Annotated in this window: 15 protein-coding genes and 1 other annotated feature; all 15 genes read right to left on the bottom strand. The window is 51.2% G+C overall.

Features of this window, described 5'->3' with window-relative positions; all coding sequences use genetic code 11:
* Positions 1 to 3 precede the first annotated feature (3 nt).
* Positions 4 to 1,206, bottom strand: coding sequence for an elongation factor Tu (gene tuf / locus B3W37_RS03490; RefSeq protein WP_481041593.1), 1,203 nt, complete (start codon positions 1,204 to 1,206; stop codon positions 4 to 6).
* Positions 1,207 to 1,233: 27 nt separating this feature from the next.
* Complete coding sequence (fusA, locus tag B3W37_RS03495) at positions 1,234 to 3,327, bottom strand: elongation factor G (protein WP_481041595.1); 2,094 nt, start codon at positions 3,325 to 3,327, stop codon at positions 1,234 to 1,236.
* A 21-nt stretch (positions 3,328 to 3,348) separates the two neighbouring features.
* The gene (rpsG, locus tag B3W37_RS03500; RefSeq protein WP_481041597.1) at positions 3,349 to 3,819 is read right to left on the bottom strand and encodes a 30S ribosomal protein S7; all 471 of its coding nucleotides are present in this window, start codon (positions 3,817 to 3,819) and stop codon (positions 3,349 to 3,351) included.
* Positions 3,820 to 3,833: 14 nt separating this feature from the next.
* The gene (gene rpsL, locus B3W37_RS03505; protein WP_481041599.1) at positions 3,834 to 4,211 is read right to left on the bottom strand and encodes a 30S ribosomal protein S12; all 378 of its coding nucleotides are present in this window, start codon (positions 4,209 to 4,211) and stop codon (positions 3,834 to 3,836) included.
* Positions 4,211 to 4,480, bottom strand: a complete 270-nt coding sequence (locus B3W37_RS03510) for a L7Ae/L30e/S12e/Gadd45 family ribosomal protein (protein ID WP_481041601.1) — start codon at positions 4,478 to 4,480, stop codon at positions 4,211 to 4,213. Before B3W37_RS03510 ends, rpsL begins: the two co-directional genes overlap by 1 nt.
* Positions 4,481 to 4,631: 151 nt before the next feature.
* Entirely contained in the window at positions 4,632 to 8,141 is a 3,510-nt protein-coding gene (rpoC, locus tag B3W37_RS03515) for a DNA-directed RNA polymerase subunit beta' (protein WP_481041603.1), read from the bottom strand.
* Between the two features lie 58 nt (positions 8,142 to 8,199).
* Complete coding sequence (gene rpoB, locus B3W37_RS03520; protein WP_481041605.1) at positions 8,200 to 11,661, bottom strand: DNA-directed RNA polymerase subunit beta; 3,462 nt, start codon at positions 11,659 to 11,661, stop codon at positions 8,200 to 8,202.
* A 192-nt stretch (positions 11,662 to 11,853) separates the two neighbouring features.
* On the bottom strand, positions 11,854 to 12,540 hold the full coding sequence (locus B3W37_RS03525) for a hypothetical protein (RefSeq protein ID WP_483174801.1): 687 nt from the start codon (positions 12,538 to 12,540) through the stop codon (positions 11,854 to 11,856).
* 137 nt (positions 12,541 to 12,677) lie between these two features.
* Positions 12,678 to 13,049, bottom strand: coding sequence for a 50S ribosomal protein L7/L12 (rplL, locus tag B3W37_RS03530; protein WP_481041609.1), 372 nt, complete (start codon positions 13,047 to 13,049; stop codon positions 12,678 to 12,680).
* A gap of 52 nt (positions 13,050 to 13,101) precedes the next feature.
* Positions 13,102 to 13,626 (bottom strand): 50S ribosomal protein L10, encoded by a 525-nt coding sequence (rplJ, locus tag B3W37_RS03535; RefSeq protein WP_481041611.1) that lies wholly within the window; start codon positions 13,624 to 13,626, stop codon positions 13,102 to 13,104.
* A gap of 28 nt (positions 13,627 to 13,654) precedes the next feature.
* Positions 13,655 to 13,799 (bottom strand) — a sequence feature (ribosomal protein L10 leader region).
* Between the two features lie 14 nt (positions 13,800 to 13,813).
* Positions 13,814 to 14,515 (bottom strand): 50S ribosomal protein L1, encoded by a 702-nt coding sequence (rplA, locus tag B3W37_RS03540; RefSeq protein ID WP_481041613.1) that lies wholly within the window; start codon positions 14,513 to 14,515, stop codon positions 13,814 to 13,816.
* Positions 14,516 to 14,565: 50 nt separating this feature from the next.
* Positions 14,566 to 14,991 (bottom strand): 50S ribosomal protein L11, encoded by a 426-nt coding sequence (rplK, locus tag B3W37_RS03545; RefSeq protein WP_481041615.1) that lies wholly within the window; start codon positions 14,989 to 14,991, stop codon positions 14,566 to 14,568.
* Between the two features lie 12 nt (positions 14,992 to 15,003).
* Positions 15,004 to 15,600 carry a transcription termination/antitermination protein NusG gene (gene nusG, locus B3W37_RS03550; RefSeq protein WP_481041617.1) on the bottom strand — a complete coding sequence of 199 codons (597 nt, stop codon included), beginning with the start codon at positions 15,598 to 15,600 and terminating at the stop codon, positions 15,004 to 15,006.
* Between the two features lie 14 nt (positions 15,601 to 15,614).
* Positions 15,615 to 15,785, bottom strand: coding sequence for a preprotein translocase subunit SecE (secE, locus tag B3W37_RS03555; RefSeq protein ID WP_481043042.1), 171 nt, complete (start codon positions 15,783 to 15,785; stop codon positions 15,615 to 15,617).
* Between the two features lie 90 nt (positions 15,786 to 15,875).
* Complete coding sequence (gene rpmG / locus B3W37_RS03560) at positions 15,876 to 16,025, bottom strand: 50S ribosomal protein L33 (protein WP_481041619.1); 150 nt, start codon at positions 16,023 to 16,025, stop codon at positions 15,876 to 15,878.
* Positions 16,026 to 16,189: the final 164 nt, after the last annotated feature.

Consider the following 16,189-nt stretch of genomic DNA (forward strand, 5'->3'; position numbering starts at 1 on the left):
AATTTAGCTGTTAATGGAAGTGACCACGCCGGCGCCTACGGTTCTGCCGCCCTCGCGGATTGCGAAGCGCAGTCCCTGTTCAATAGCGATGGGGGTGATCAGTTCGATTGCCATCTGCACGTTGTCTCCCGGCATTACCATCTCCACTCCCTCAGGCAGTTGGATAATCCCGGTAACATCAGTGGTTCTGAAGTAGAACTGCGGCCGGTATCCGCCAAAAAACGGGGTGTGCCTTCCACCTTCTTCTTTGGTCAATACGTACACCTCGGCATTGAACTTGGTCAACGGCTTGATGCTGCCCGGCTTGGCCAATACCATGCCTCTCTCCACTTCTTTACGGTCTACACCTCTCAACAGCGTCCCTATGTTGTCTCCCGCCTGGGCGTAATCCAACAGTTTTCTGAACATCTCTACGCCGGTGCATACGGTCTTTCTGGTCTCCTCGCGCATCCCCACGATCTCTACTTCGTCTCCCACTTTCACCTGGCCCCGCTCCACTCTGCCGGTGGTCACAGTGCCGCGTCCAGTGATGGTGAATACGTCTTCGATAGGCATCAGGAATGGTTTGTCTACCGCTCTCTCCGGCATGGGGATGTAGCTGTCAACCGCATCCATCAGTTCCCAGATGTGTCCGCACCACTCGCAGTCACGGTTGCCGCATCCGCATTCTAAAGCCTTTAAGGCGGAGCCTCTCACTACCGGCAGGTCGTCTCCGGGAAATTCATAGAAGCTCAACAGTTCGCGTACTTCCATGTCCACCAGTTCCAGGAGTTCTTCATCATCTACCATGTCGGTCTTGTTCATGAATACTACGATATAGGGCACTTCTACCTGTCTGGACAACAGGATGTGTTCCCTGGTCTGGGGCATGGGGCCGTCAGCTCCGGATACCACCAGGATGGCTCCGTCCATCTGCGCCGCTCCGGTTATCATGTTCTTGATGTAGTCCGCATGACCCGGACAGTCCACATGGGCATAATGCCGGTTCTCGGTCTGATATTCCACATGGGCCGTATTGATGGTTATGCCTCTTTCTTTCTCTTCAGGGGCTTTGTCTATTTCTGCATACGACGTCGCTTTCGCTCCCCCGACTTTTGACAATACCAGGGTTATTGCCGCCGTCAATGTCGTCTTGCCATGGTCGATGTGTCCGATGGTCCCAATGTTTAAATGGGGTTTCGTCCTTTCGTATTTAGCCTTTGCCATCTGTTCTCTCACCTTTCCTTTCCTGTTTTACATATCCTGTAAGGGTATACCATACCTTTTAGCCATAATTTCCCGGGCTTTTGATGCGGGTATCTCCGCATAGTTTTTGATCTGCATGGAGAAGCTGGCTCTGCCCTGACTGGCAGATCGCAGGGCGGTTGCATAGCCAAATGTTTCGGCTAACGGCACTTCGCCGTTAACAATCTTGCTGTGACGGTTTTCTTCAAATCCCATCACTCTTCCCCGGCGAGCGTTGAGGTCGGAAATAATATCTCCTACATATTCTTCCGGGCTGACAATTTCAATGTCCATAATAGGTTCCAACAAAACCGGTTCAGCTGCCTTGAGGGCTTCTTTAAGAGCCATCACTGCAGCGACTTTGAAGGCCTGTTCTGTGGAATCAACTTCGTGGAAAGTCCCCCCTTTCAGGGTTACCTCCACATCATCAACTGGATAACCTGCCAGAATCCCGGCCTGTAGACCTTCTAACACCCCACTTTCAATGACGGGAACAAATTCCCGGGGTATATGTTCATGATTGGATTTATCGATAAACTGCACCCCCTGGCCTTCAGGCCGAGGCGCGATTTCTAATATTACGTGAGCAAATTGACCGCGCCCGCCAGCTTGTTTGTCGAAGCGGGCTTCAGCACGGTTTTTCTTTTTAGCGGTCTCTTTATAGGAAACCTGGGGTTTACCAACATTGGCATTAACCTTAAATTCCTTCAGCAAACGATCCACGATAATCTCCAGGTGCAGCTCACCCATTCCAGATATAATGGTCTGCCCGGTTTCGGCATCCATCCGGGTTCTGAAAGTAGGGTCCTCTTCTGCCAGACGCCGCAGACTGTCACCGATTTTATCCTGGTCTGCTTTGGTTTTGGCCTCAATGGCTACATCTACCACCGGGTCAGGAAACTGAATGGATTCGAGTACGATGGTATCGGGCTCGCTGCACAGGGTATCTCCGGTTACCGTTTCCTTCAAGCCTACCGCAGCTACGATATCACCTGCCAGGGCTTCCTGAATCTCCTCACGATGGTTGGCATGCATTTTGAGTATCTTGGTAATCCGCTCCCGGCGGTTTTTTCCGCTGTTCATCACCGTGCCGCCAACCTTCACCCTGCCGGAATAAATCCGGAAGTAGGTCAGCTTACCCACATAAGGATCCACCGCCACCTTAAAAGCCAGGGCGCACATTGGCCCGGCAACATCAGCCTGGCGGCTGATCTCCAGCCCGGTTTTGGGATCCACACCCTTGACCGCGGGAATATCCGCTGGCGAAGGCAAATAGTCAACCACTGCATCCAGGAGCATCTGTACCCCTTTGTTCTTGAAAGAAGAACCGCACAAAACCGGTACAATTCTGTTTTTAATGGTAAGGACGCGCAACGATCGCTGTATATCGTCGACCGTGATGTCGATACCATCCAGGTATTTTTCCAGCATATTATCATCGAACTCGGCTAGTTTTTCCAACAATTGCTGGCGGTATTCCAAGGCTTCTTCCATCTGCTGGGCTGTCAGATCCCTGACCAGGAAATGCTCTCCGCTGTCTTCCTCATATATGTAGGCCTTGAGCCGGATGAGATCGATAACACCAGAGAAAAGATCCTCTACCCCTATGGGGAGGTGGATCAAGACCGGTTCGCTGCCCAGATCGGACCGGATCATATTTACTGCTCTGAAGTAGTCGGCGCCGATGCGGTCCATCTTGTTGATATAGGCAATGCGGGGGGTCCTATACCTATCGGCCTGGTGCCATACCGTCTCCGATTGCGGTTGTACCCCGGCCACGGCGCAGAAAATTGCAATGGCTCCATCAAGTATGCGCAATGAACGCTCTACCTCAACAGTAAAGTCCACATGCCCGGGCGTGTCGATAATGTTGATAACCGCATCCTTCCAGGCACAGGTGGTAGCTGCAGAAGTGATGGTGATGCCCCTTTCCTGCTCCTGGCTCATCCAGTCCATTGTGGCGGTGCCTTTATCGACCTCACCCATGCGATGTACCTTTCCGGAATAGAAAAGGATCCTCTCGGTGGTAGTGGTCTTGCCCGCATCTATATGGGCCATAATGCCAATATTTCTTATTGCAGTCAAATCCGCCTTTGCAGCCATCGACACTCCCAGCACAAGTGATTACCAGCGGTAATGGGCAAAGGCCCGGTTGGCCTCAGCCATCTTATGCGTATCCTCTTTCTTTTTTACTGATTGGCCGGTGCTGTTGTAAGCATCAACAATTTCTCCGGCCAGGCGTTCAGCCATGGTCTTTTCACCGCGTTTGCGGGCATAACCCACTAACCAGCGAATCGCCAGGGTTTGTCTTCTTTCAGGTCTGACTTCGACCGGCACCTGATAGTTGGCGCCGCCAACCCGGCGGGCGCGTACTTCGAGTATCGGGGTGATGTTCTTCATCGCGATTTCGAAGGCATCCATGGGGTCTTTGCCAGTTTTTCTGGCTACTATGTCAAAAGCCGAATAGCAGATTTTCTCTGCCAGGCTCTTTTTGCCGTCCCACATGATCTGATTAACCAATTTGGTAAAATACTTGCTGTGATAAATGGGATCTGGCAGAACATCTCTTTTGGGTACGGGTCCCTTTCTTGGCATATCGCGCCTCCCTCCTATTTTTTCTTGGGCCGTTTGGTGCCGTATTTGGATCTTCCCCGGTTGCGGTTCTGAACCCCAGCCGCATCCAAGGTTCCTCTGATAATATGATATCTTACCCCTGGCAGGTCTTTTACACGACCGCCTCTGATCAAAACCACCGAGTGCTCCTGCAGATTGTGGCCAATACCAGGAATGTAAGCAGTTACCTCAATCCCGTTGGATAGACGCACCCTGGCAATCTTGCGCAATGCCGAGTTCGGCTTCTTAGGTGTGGTGGTGTAAACACGTGTGCATACCCCGCGTTTTTGGGGGCAGCTCTTTAATGCTGGCGCAGTTGACTTCTTTTCTACCTTTTCGCGCCCTTTTCTTATCAATTGATTGATGGTTGGCACTATTGCACCTCCTTCCCCATGTTATTGTCAAGCAATGCCACGGTTGCTGAACCCACATCAATGCCACAGGCTTCACCCAGGGTTTTCTTGCTGTTCACCATCTCAATGTCAACCTGGTGCTGGTGGCACAGTTGCTTAATGGGTTCAACCACATGGGGTTCGGCATCACAGGCAATGTATACTTTACTTGCTATGCCCCGGGAAATGGCCTTTTTGACCTGTTTGGCGCCGATTACCCGGGATGATTGTTTTAGATCATCTAGTGGCAACAGATAAACCTCCGAACATCAGAAAATAGGCGAAAAAGATTATTCGAGCTTATTTGCCACGCACTTAAATATTTTAGCACCTGGTGGTCCCCCAGTCAATTATAACCATGATTAATTTGGTGGGGGACCGCTCAAATATGCTTTTAGTCGTTTAAACCGGTTCTTCCTGCAGGATCGGCATCACTGCCTCGGCCTTTTCTGAGACCCGGATATTTCTGTATGTCGAATATCCGGTTCCAGCAGGTATCAGCTTGCCGATGATAACATTCTCTTTCAAGCCGATCAGGTAATCGATTTTGCCTTTTATGGCGGCTTCGGTCAATACCTTGGTGGTTTCCTGGAAAGAGGCTGCCGACAAGAAAGAATCAGTATTCAAAGACGCCTTGGTTATACCCAGCAACATCGGCGAGCATACTGCGGGGAGGCCGCCCTGCTCAATGATCTTGCGGTTCTCTTCTTCAAAGCTGGAGATATCGACGAAGGCCCCGGGCAGCATAGAGGTGTCTCCTGAATATTCAATCTTGACCTTCTTCAACATCTGCCTAATCATGATCTCAATGTGTTTGTCGCTGATATCAACCCCCTGGGAACGATAGACCTTTTGCACCTCCTGCAGGATATAGCGCTGCACATCCTGCATGCCCTTGGTCTTGAGAATGTCATGGGGATTCAAGGGGCCTTCAGTCAGAGCGTCGCCAAGTTCAACCCAATCGCCTTCACCGACTTTGAGACGGGAGCCATAGTGCACCAGGTAGGCGCCCAGTTGCTCATCTTCGTCCCCCAGCACCTGAACTTCACGGCGCCCCTTATTCTCAGACAATTTAACCCTTCCGGTGGCCTCGGCTACCACCGCCTGACCCTTGGGTTTGCGGACCTCGAAGAGTTCCTCTACGCGGGGCAGACCGCGGGTGATGTCTTCGCCGGCTACGCCGCCGGTATGGAAGGTGCGCATGGTCAGCTGCGTGCCGGGCTCGCCGATGGACTGCGCAGCCAGTATGCCTACCGCCTCGCCGATCTCGACGTCATAACCGGTGGCCAGGTTGCGGCCATAACACTTCTTGCACACCCCGTACTTGGTCTTGCAGGTCAAGACGCTTCTTATCTTCACTTTGTCGATGCCGGATTTCTCTATCTCATAGCCGACTTCGTCATCGATCATCTCATTTTCGTGCACCATGGTCTCTCCAGTGTCCGGGTGATGGATGGTGTCTACCGAGACCCTGCCGATGATGCGCTGGTGCAGCGGTTCGATCAGCTGTGAACCCTCGGTAATCTTCTCCACGTAGATGCCTTCCACTGACTCACAGTCATCTTCTCTTACGATGACATCCTGGGATACGTCTACCAGGCGGCGGGTCAAATACCCGGAGTCGGCGGTGCGCAGGGCGGTGTCAGCCAGACCTTTGCGGGCTCCATGAGTGGAGATGAAGTATTCCAAAACGGTTAAGCCTTCACGGAAGTTGGCTTTGATGGGCAAGTCAATGATCTTGCCTGAAGGGTCAGCCATAAGGCCCCTCATTCCAGCCAGCTGACGAATCTGCTGGAAGTTGCCGCGGGCGCCGGAAACAGCCATCATGTACACCGGGTTATCTTCAGGCAGGGCCGTTTTCAGGGCATCGGTTACGTCATCAGTGGCCTGATTCCATATTTCCACCACCTGGCTGTGACGCTCATCTTCAGTGATCAAACCGAAAAGGAAGTCCTCTTCAATACTGTCCACCACCTGCTCGGCCTCGGCCAGGATGCGCCCTTTGGCTTCAGGGGTTTCAAAGTCGGTGACACCTACGCTGATACCAGCTTTGGTGCTGAATTTGTAGCCCAGGCGCTTAATGCCGTCCAACATCTCCGCAGTGCGGGCATTGCCCTCGCGGCGGTAACATTCGTAAACGATATTGCCCAGTTTTTTCTTGTCTATTACTTCATTATGGAAGCCGATGCTGTCGGGCATGACTTCATTAAATATGACCCGGCCTACCGAAGTTTCGACGATCTCATTATAATGGTGTTCGTAATTGACCGTAAACGACATCTTCACCCTGATCTTTTCCCGCAACTGGATCTGTCCCAGTTCGTAGGCCATACGGGCCTCCTCCGGGCTGGAGAAACAGCGCAGTGCTTCAGCAGGCCGTTCCCATTCTTCTTTGCTCATGTAGGTCAGGTAGAACATACCTATAACCATATCCTGGGTGGGGGTGCATACCGGCTTGCCATCCTTGGGATTAAGGATGTTATTGCTGGCCAGCATCAAGAGGCGCGCTTCGGTCTGAGCCTCAGCGCTCAAAGGCACATGCACCGCCATCTGGTCGCCGTCAAAGTCGGCGTTATATGCCGTACATACCAGCGGATGCAATTGCAGGGCGCGGCCTTCCACCAGCACCGGCTCAAAGGCCTGTATGCCCAAGCGGTGCAGGGTGGGGGCGCGGTTTAACAACACCGGGTGTTCTTTGATAACATCATCCAAGATATCCCAGACTTCCTCGCGCCCGCGCTCCACCATTTTTTTGGCGCTTTTGATATTGGATGAAATGCCCCGGTCCACCAATTTCTTCATTACAAAGGGTTTGAACAATTCCAGAGCCATCTCTTTGGGCAGTCCGCATTGATGCATTTTGAGGTTGGGCCCGACCACAATAACCGACCGTCCGGAGTAGTCTACCCTTTTGCCCAGCAAGTTCTGCCGAAAGCGGCCCTGTTTGCCCTTTAACATATCACTCAGGGATTTTAAGGGGCGGTTGCCGGGCCCGGTGACCGGACGACCGCGGCGGCCGTTATCAACCAGGGCGTCCACGGCCTCCTGCAGCATTCTTTTTTCATTGCGCACGATTATGTCCGGAGCACCCAGATCCAAAAGGCGCTTCAGTCTGTTGTTGCGGTTGATAACCCGGCGGTATAAGTCATTCAAGTCTGAGGTGGCAAAACGGCCTCCGTCAAGCTGCACCATAGGGCGCAGTTCCGGAGGAATCACCGGCAAGACGTCCATTATCATCCATTCCGGGTCATTTCCCGACAGGCGGAAGGACTCCACTACCTCCAGGCGCTTGATGGCACGGCCTTTACGCTGGCCGGTGGTGGTGGCAATCTCCTCCTTGAGTTCTTCAGACATGCTTTCCAAATCGATTTCGCTTAAGAGGGTTTTAATGGCTTCCGCACCAATGCCGGCCTTAAAAGTATCTCCATAACGTTCCCGGTTTTCGCGGTATTCCTTCTCATTGAGCAGCTGTTTTCTCAATAAAGGCGTATCGCCGGGGTGGATAACGATGTAGTTGACGAAATATATAACCTTTTCCAAAACCTTGGGGGACATGTCCAAGAGCAAGCCCATACGGCTGGGAATCCCCTTGAGGTACCAGATATGGGATACCGGGGCGGCCAGTTCGATATGCCCCATGCGCTCCCGTCTGACCTTGGAAGTAGTAACTTCAACGCCACAGCGGTCGCAAACTATGCCGCGATGGCGTACCCTTTTATATTTGCCGCAATGACATTCCCAGTCTTTTACCGGTCCAAAGATCTTTTCGCAAAACAGACCTTCTTTTTCCGGCCTCAAGGTGCGGTAGTTAATGGTCTCCGGTTTCTTAACCTCCCCGCTGCTCCAGGAACGAATCTGTTCCGGTGAAGCCAGGGCAATTTTAATCCGCTCAAAGTTGTTAACGTCTAACAAGGCAGACTCTCCTTTCCAGAAGATACGTCACTGTCAACGAGCCTTTGTTCAGGATCTGTTAATCAAGGTACTCTTCCCTGTCATCGCTTTCATCCAGGGTGTCGAGCACCTCTTCGTCCAGGATATCCTGTTCCAAAATCTCTTCGTCCAATATTTCTGGGTTCAAAAGGTCCTCGTCTAAGTGACCGGCGCTCTCGTCAGCCATTGCATCTGCTTCCTCTGCAGCGCCAGCATCATCGACATATTCACTACCGCTTTGCGCGGAACGGGCCACGGTGGTCTCAGGCAGTTCCAATCCCAGTTCACGCGCTTTTTCTTTTTCGTTGACCTCATAGTCAATATCCTTGATGGTGATCTCCTGGTCATCTTCAGAGAGAATACGCACATCCAAGGCCAGGCTCTGCAGTTCCTTGATCAAGACCTTAAAGCCTTCCGGTACTCCTGGCTCCGGAATATTATCCCCTTTGACAATCGACTCGTAGGTTTTCAATCGCCCTACCACATCGTCAGACTTGACGGTCAGGATTTCCTGCAGGGTATAAGAAGCCCCATAAGCCTCCAGGGCCCAGACTTCCATTTCCCCGAAACGCTGGCCCCCGAACTGAGCCTTGCCGCCCAGGGGCTGCTGAGTTACCAGTGAGTAAGGTCCAATCGACCGGGCATGAATCTTGTCATCTACCAGATGGGCCAGTTTTAACATGTAAACATAACCCACTGTGATCTCGTGGTCAAACGGTTCCCCGGTGCGCCCGTCATACAAAACCGCTTTGCCGTTAATGGGCAGCTCGGCTTCAGACAATTTAGTGAATATATCTTCTTCATCGGCACCGTCGAAAACCGGAGTGGCAATGTTCATACCCAGGGCGTTGGCGGCCCATCCCATGTGGCATTCCAGGATCTGCCCGATATTCATGCGGGATGGAACCCCCAGAGGATTGAGGACAATCTGTACCGGGGTGCCGTCTTCAAGAAAAGGCATATCCTCTTCGGGCAATATTCTCGAAATAACCCCCTTGTTGCCGTGCCGGCCTGCCATTTTGTCGCCTTCGGAGATCTTGCGCTTCTGAGCGATATATACTCTGACCAGTTGATTTACCCCGGGGGGCAATTCATCGCCATTTTCCCTGGAAAAGCGTTTTACTGCTACTACTTTGCCGGCTTCACCGTGAGGCACCCGCAGGGAGGAGTCCCTGACTTCTCTGGCTTTCTCCCCAAATATCGCTCGGAGCAGCCTTTCTTCCGGCGTCAACTCGGTTTCTCCCTTGGGGGTCACTTTTCCTACCAGTATGTCATCGGCGCGAACCTCGGCCCCTACCCGGATAACCCCTTGATCATCCAGGTTTTTTAGCATATCTTCAGATACGTTGGGAATGTCCCGGGTGATTTCCTCAGGCCCCAGTTTGGTATCACGAGCTTCGCATTCATATTCCTCTATGTGAATAGAAGTAAATACATCTTCCTTAACCAATCTCTCCGATATTAGAATGGCGTCCTCGTAATTGTATCCTTCCCAGGGCATGAAAGCCACCAGGACATTGCGTCCCAAGGCCAGCTCGCCATTGCATGTGCTGGGGCCGTCGGCGATTATCTCATTGGCTTCCACATAGTCTCCGGCTCTTACAATAGGCCGCTGGTTATAGCAGGTGCCCTGATTGGAACGTACAAACTTCAGCAGATTATGGATTTCGATGCCTCCGCCATCAGTGTCGATCACGATGCGGTCGGCGCTGACTTTGCGCACCCGTCCGGATTTTTTGGAAAGAACCACGGCTCCCGAGTCCTTGGCCGCCTTATACTCCAGGCCGGTGCCAACCACCGGAGCCTGGGTGCGTACCAGCGGCACCGCCTGGCGCTGCATATTGGCCCCCATCAGAGCGCGGTTGGCGTCATCGTTTTCCAGGAAGGGGATCAACGAGGTGGCCACACTGAAGACCTGTTTGGGGGAAACGTCCATATAGTCTACACGGTTTACCGGCACCTCCAGGATCTCTTCCGCGAAACGGGCCTCGACGCGGTCCTCCCTGAAATAGCCGTTCTCGTCCAGGGGGGCGTTGGCCTGAGCTACCACGAATTCTTCCTCTTCATCTGCGGACAGATAGTGAATCTCTTCCAGCACCCTGCCCGTGGCCTTATCCACTTTGCGATAAGGGGTTTCGATAAACCCGAAGTCATTGACCCTCCCGAAAGTGGCCAGGTTCCCGATCAGTCCTATGTTGGGACCTTCAGGGGTCTCGATGGGGCAGATCCTGCCGTAGTGCGAATGGTGCACGTCGCGGACCTGGAAGCCGGCCCTCTCGCGGGTCAGACCACCTGGTCCCAGGGCGCTCAAGCGTCTTTTGTGAGTGAGTTCGGCCAGGGGATTGGTTTGGTCCATAAACTGCGACAGCTGTGAGCTGCCAAAGAACTCCTTCACCGCTGCGGTGATAGGCCGGATATTAATAAGTACCTGGGGGGTCAAGCTCTCCACATCATGGATGCTCATACGCTCCCGCACCACCCGCTCCATGCGTACCAAACCGGTGCGGAACTGGTTCTGCAGGAGTTCGCCAATTGACCTCAGACGGCGGTTGCCGAGGTGGTCGATAACATCGGTCTTGCCATCGCCCTGAATCAGACGGATGAGATAGCCGATGGTGGCGGTGATGTCTTTTACGGTTAGATGTCTGGTTTCAACCGGAATGTCCAGACCCAGCTTTTTATTCACCTTGTAACGGCCTACCTGGGCCATATCGTAGCGGCGCGGATCGAAGAACAGGTTGTTCAAGAGCTGTTCCGCGGCGTCTTCCGTAGCCATTTCTCCGGGACGGAGACGGCGGTAAAATTCGATCAGGGCTTCCTTCTTGTTGGTGGTGGTATCCTTGTCCAGGGTTTTGGCGAGGATCTCTTCCTCTTCGTAAAGACTGAGAATGGCCTCATTGGTCTCAAAGCCAATGCATCTTAAAAGTACCGTAACCGGGATTTTACGGGTCTTGTCTATACGGGTATAGATAACCCCGGCGCTGTCCATTTCCAGTTCAAACCAGGCCCCGCGGTTGGGAATGATGGTGGAGCCATACAATTTGTTGCCGGCCACATCCACGCGGTCATTAAAATATACCCCGGGCGATTTTACCAATTGGCTGACAACCACACGTTCCGCACCATTAATAATGAAGGTTCCCTTGTCGGTCATGAGGGGAAGATCACCCATATACACTTCTGATTCTTTAATCTCCCCGTTTTCTTTATCTGTAAGCCGCACCTTCAGTTTCAAGGGGGCTTGATAGCTAACATCCCTTTCCTTGCATTCGTGAACCTCGTACTTGGGTTCACCCAGGCTGTAATCAATGAAACCTAATTCCAAATTGCCGGTAAAATCGGATATGGGGAATACTTCCTGTAAAGCCTCCCTTAATCCCTTTTCGATAAACCAGCGGTAGGAACTCAGCTGCATCTGGATAAGATTGGGCAGCTCAATGGGTTCATCGATCCTTGAGTAACTGAGCCGCTGGACTCGACCATATTGTTCAACTTTTGCCATCCAGTGTTCACCCCTTTTTTTTAATCCGAAAAGAGTGAAAAGCAAGGCCTAATCTAAAACCTCGCTTTATTCGAAACTACCCCAGCATTTATACCATAAAGCCACTTAGTTTATTACTAAATGGCAAGTATTAATGTTAGCATATGAGATACTGGAGGTCAAGGGTTTTCTATAATTTTTTTCACTTTTTCATTATATATCAGGTTTATCTTCGGCTTGCTCTATAGTGGGAATCTCTGCTTGCACAACATTATCCAGAGAATACCTGGCATCGATCAGCCTCTCCATGCGCTTGACCTGCCGCCGGTAGACTATCCAGATAAGGCCCCAGCCAATGACCAGGAGGCTTATAACTGATGGCAGAATCTCAATGGTAATGGCGGTCATTGCGAATCTATACTCTTCAGTCTCTGCCTGGGTCGCAATGACCCAGGTGGCGGCAAAGCCTTCAGGCCATTGTGATTTCACAGCCGGCCTGGCTTTCATGATAAAGCCGGGAACTTCCATTTTGACCTGGCCTGATCTAGCAGCGGTCAAATCATAGAACGTGGTGCCTTCCTTATAGGTTTGTGAATCAAGCGTTATCTTGGTAATTTTAACAGCCACATAGTTCTTGGTTTTAGCCACAATGGGCAAACGGTCGGACAGTTGGTTGTAGGAAGTCCAGCCCTCAATCTGGCGGGTGAAGGTATCAGGCTGCCCGCTCTGCCGCTGCCAGCCACCCTCCGGGTTAATAAGATCCGGGTCATCGGTAGTTATGGTTTCAGTCAGAATCTGACCGTTTTGCCAGGTCAGGGTCCAGTCGAAATCGGCGGCCAAGACATCTGCAGGGCAGGCCAACAATAATACTAAGACCAGAAAAACCACATTCAGCCTCATTATAGAATCATCCCCCTATCCCCTGTTATTAAACCCTTCTATATATATTCCCAGGTTGCACCATTCTAATATAATCTTATTACGAATTTCCCAATAAAAAAAGGTGCTGCCTGCACAGCACCTTTTTATGGGGCAAGCTATTTGATCTCCACAGTTCCGCCGGCCTCTTCGATCTTGGCTTTGATTTCAGCGGCTTCCTGTTTGGTGACCTTTTCCTTGATGGGGTTGGGTGCGGCGTCAACCAGATCTTTGGCCTCTTTCAGGCCCAGGCTGGTCAGTTCGCGGACTACCTTGATGACATTGACCTTCTTCTCGCCGGAAGAAGTCAGGATTACATCGAACTCGGTCTGTTCTTCTTCGGGCTCGGCGGCGGCGGCCGGAGCAGCGGCAACCGCCATGGGGGCGGCGGCGCTCACGCCGAATTCTTCTTCCAATGCCTTGACCAGCTCGGACAGTTCCAGAACGGTGAGACCTTTAACGATATCGATAACTTCCTGTACTTTACTCATTGAAAAAACCTCCTGTTTCTTAATTATTCTTTTAGGCAGTCTATCTATTGGCTTAGCCGGCGGCTTTCTGTACGCGGATTTGATCCAATGCCCGGGCTAATCCGGTTATGTTGGCATTAAGCACATACACCAGGCTGGTTATCGGAGCCTGCATGGTTCCCACTACCTGAGCCAGGAGTACTTCTTTAGGCGGCAGGTCGGCCAAAGCCTTAATACGGTCGGCCGCCACCACCTGGCCCTGCACGATTCCCACTTTGACCTCGAGTTTCTTGCGCTCCTTGATGAACTCATAAATGGCCTTGGCGGGTGTTACCAGGTCATCGTCACTGAATAAAACCGCATTGGGACCGTCAATCTGATTGACGATCTCATTGTAGCCACAGTTGCCCAGGGCAAATTCCATCATGGTGTTTTTAACCACCCGGTATTCCACACCGGGAATGCGCAGCCGGTTCCTCAGAGAGGTCATCTCTTCAACATTCAAGCCGCGATAGTCGGTGAAAATGATCAAGCCGGCTTTATCGATCCTGTCTTGAAGCTGCTGCACAACCTTTTGTTTTTCTTCCAATTTCGGCATTTTACTTCACCCCCTTTTTGTCATTTGGGCCACAAATCAAAAACCTCTGCAGCCTGTGCAGAGGTTATCCAATAGTCTATATATCATAAATCTATTCGATCATAACCTCGGCTGGCGAACGACGTTCTTTAAGGTTTCCCACCGGCTGTCTACGGTTTTGATTTGCAGTTTTTGTATAGGGTAAGGCTTATTTGCTCATGGCAGCCAATACCAACGGGTTGATTTTAATCCCCGGGCCCATAGTTGAACAGACCGTAACTGAGCGCATGTACTGACCTTTGGCTGCAGCCGGGCGGGCCTTGATTAATGCTTCGGAAAAAACCGTCAGGTTTTCCTGCAGCTTGTCAATCTCGAAGGATACTCTGCCGATAGGCGCATGAATAATAGCGTTTTTATCCACACGGTATTCAATGCGTCCAGCCTTGAGTTCCTTGATGGTGCGCTCGATATCGAAGGTTACAGTGCCTGATTTGGGGTTGGGCATAAGACCGCGAGGCCCCAATATTTTACCTAACTTACCAACCACCGCCATCATGTCCGGTGTAGCGACCGCGACATCGAAATCAAACCAGCCGCCCTGGATCTTCTCGGCGAGATCTTCGGCGCCGACATAGTCAGCTCCGGAATTTTCGGCCTCTTTTACTTTTTCTCCTTTAGCAAAAACCAGCACTCTCCGGGTTTTTCCGGTTCCGTGCGGCAGGCTGACCGTGCCTCTAACCTGCTGGTCAGCATGACGGGGGTCTACCCCTAATTTGATGTGAACTTCTACGGTTTCATCGAACTTGGCCTTGGCAATGTCTTTAACCATTTGCAATGCCTGGGCTGGTTCGTACAATTGCGTTCTGTCGATTTGTTTGGCAGCGTCCTGATAGGCCTTGCCTCGTTTCATTAAGTATACCTCCTTGTGGTTGGTGCGGATTTAATCCTCCCACATTAGTGTCATTCGACTACTTCCAATCCCATACTGCGCGCGGTGCCCTCGATCATGCGAATAGCAGCGTCCAGATCGGCCGCGTTCAGGTCATCTTTCTTGGTTTCAGCGATTTCTACGATCTTGGCCCGAGTCACTTTGCCGACCTTTTTCTTATTAGGCTCACCTGAGCCTTTTTCAACGCTGGCGGCCTTCTTTAAGAGGTCTGAGGCCGGTGGGGACTTCAATACGAAGGTAAAGGAACGGTCTTCAAAGACGGTGATCTCAACCGGGATGATAAAACCGGTTTTATCAGCTGTCCTGGCGTTATAATCCTTGCAAAATCCCATAATATTGACACCATATTGACCCAGTGCAGGCCCGACTGGCGGGGCAGGGGTGGCTTTTCCGGCGCTGATCTGTAATGATACCTTGCCAATAACCTTTTTAGCCAACTCTTCACCTCCTTACAGTTTTTCTATTTGTTCATAATCCAGCTCGACTGGGGTTTCCCTGCCGAACATGGAAATATTAACCCTTACTTTTCCTCTATCCGGAAGCAGTTCTTTGACGATGCCCTCGAAATTGGCAAAGGGGCCAGTGCGAACCCTGATGTTCTCCCCGATTTCGATATCAATGAATTTCGGTTTGCTTTCGATCAGGCCCATTTGGCGCAGGATTTTGTTGATTTCATCTTCGCGCAGAGGAATGGGCTTGCTGCCGCTGCCTACAAATCCAGTGACACCGGGAGTGTGTCGAACCACATACCAGGAATCCTCGCTCATAATCATGTTTACCAGGACATAGCCGGGGAATACCCGCTTGCTGGTGACCTTCCTTTTGCCGCCTTTATACTCGACCTCTTTTTCTTCAGGGATTAAAACATCAAAGATCTTATCCTGCATATTCATGGATTCAACCCTTTTAGCCAGGTCCACTTTGATCTTGTTTTCATAACCCGAATAGGTATGAACCACGAACCATTCTCCCCGGGTCTCGGGCGCAGCCTCTGCAGCAGTTCCAACCTCTTCCGGTAATGCGGAATCAACTTTCGATGTGGTCATGGGAACTACCTCCTTTAAGCAAAGGCCTTAAATAATCTGTCCAGGGCGAATGATAAGCCCATATCAAAGATCCAGATCAGTATGGCTACAAAGGCTACCGAAACCAGCACCACGCCGGTATAGGCCAGGAGCTGTTGGCGGTTAGGCCAGTGGACCTTTTTCAATTCATACCATACACCCAGCATGAATCCTTTAACTTGATCCCATTTGCCTTTGACGTTTTCATCCTTTTTGGCAGGACTGCTGTTCTTGGTCAAAACTTTCACATCCTGATTCTACTTAATTTCCTTATGGACGGTATGGGTATTGCAAAATCTGCAGTACTTTTTCACTTCAACTTTTTCGGTATGCTTCTTCTTGTTTTTGGTGGTTGTATAATTGCGCTGCTTGCACTCGGTGCAGGCCATGGTTATACCGACCCTCATGCTCTTCGACACCTCCATCCTGGTACACAAAAATCCTAGAATACTCTATCACACTGTAAGCAAGGTGTCAATGTTACCTGATTTTGGGTAGAAACAACAGCAGGGGTTCATCCCTGCTGTTGTTCCCCGGTATGGTAAATCAATTTAGCTGTTAATGGAAGTGA

The sequence above is a fragment of the Syntrophomonas sp. UBA5494 genome (genome assembly GCF_002426325.1).

Excerpts from the sequence above, each read along its gene's own strand:
- tuf (WP_481041593.1), bottom strand. The coding sequence starts at position 1,206 with ATGGCAAAGGCTAAATACGAAAGGACGAAACCCCATTTAAACATTGGG.
- fusA (WP_481041595.1), bottom strand. The coding sequence starts at position 3,327 with ATGGCTGCAAAGGCGGATTTGACTGCAATAAGAAATATTGGCATTATG.
- rpsG (WP_481041597.1), bottom strand. The coding sequence starts at position 3,819 with ATGCCAAGAAAGGGACCCGTACCCAAAAGAGATGTTCTGCCAGATCCC.
- rpoB (WP_481041605.1), bottom strand. The coding sequence starts at position 11,661 with ATGGCAAAAGTTGAACAATATGGTCGAGTCCAGCGGCTCAGTTACTCA.
- B3W37_RS03525 (WP_483174801.1), bottom strand. The coding sequence starts at position 12,540 with ATGAGGCTGAATGTGGTTTTTCTGGTCTTAGTATTATTGTTGGCCTGC.
- rplL (WP_481041609.1), bottom strand. The coding sequence starts at position 13,049 with ATGAGTAAAGTACAGGAAGTTATCGATATCGTTAAAGGTCTCACCGTT.
- rplJ (WP_481041611.1), bottom strand. The coding sequence starts at position 13,626 with ATGCCGAAATTGGAAGAAAAACAAAAGGTTGTGCAGCAGCTTCAAGAC.
- rplA (WP_481041613.1), bottom strand. The coding sequence starts at position 14,515 with ATGAAACGAGGCAAGGCCTATCAGGACGCTGCCAAACAAATCGACAGA.
- nusG (WP_481041617.1), bottom strand. The coding sequence starts at position 15,600 with ATGACCACATCGAAAGTTGATTCCGCATTACCGGAAGAGGTTGGAACT.
- secE (WP_481043042.1), bottom strand. The coding sequence starts at position 15,785 with ATGCTGGGTGTATGGTATGAATTGAAAAAGGTCCACTGGCCTAACCGC.
- rpmG (WP_481041619.1), bottom strand. The coding sequence starts at position 16,025 with ATGAGGGTCGGTATAACCATGGCCTGCACCGAGTGCAAGCAGCGCAAT.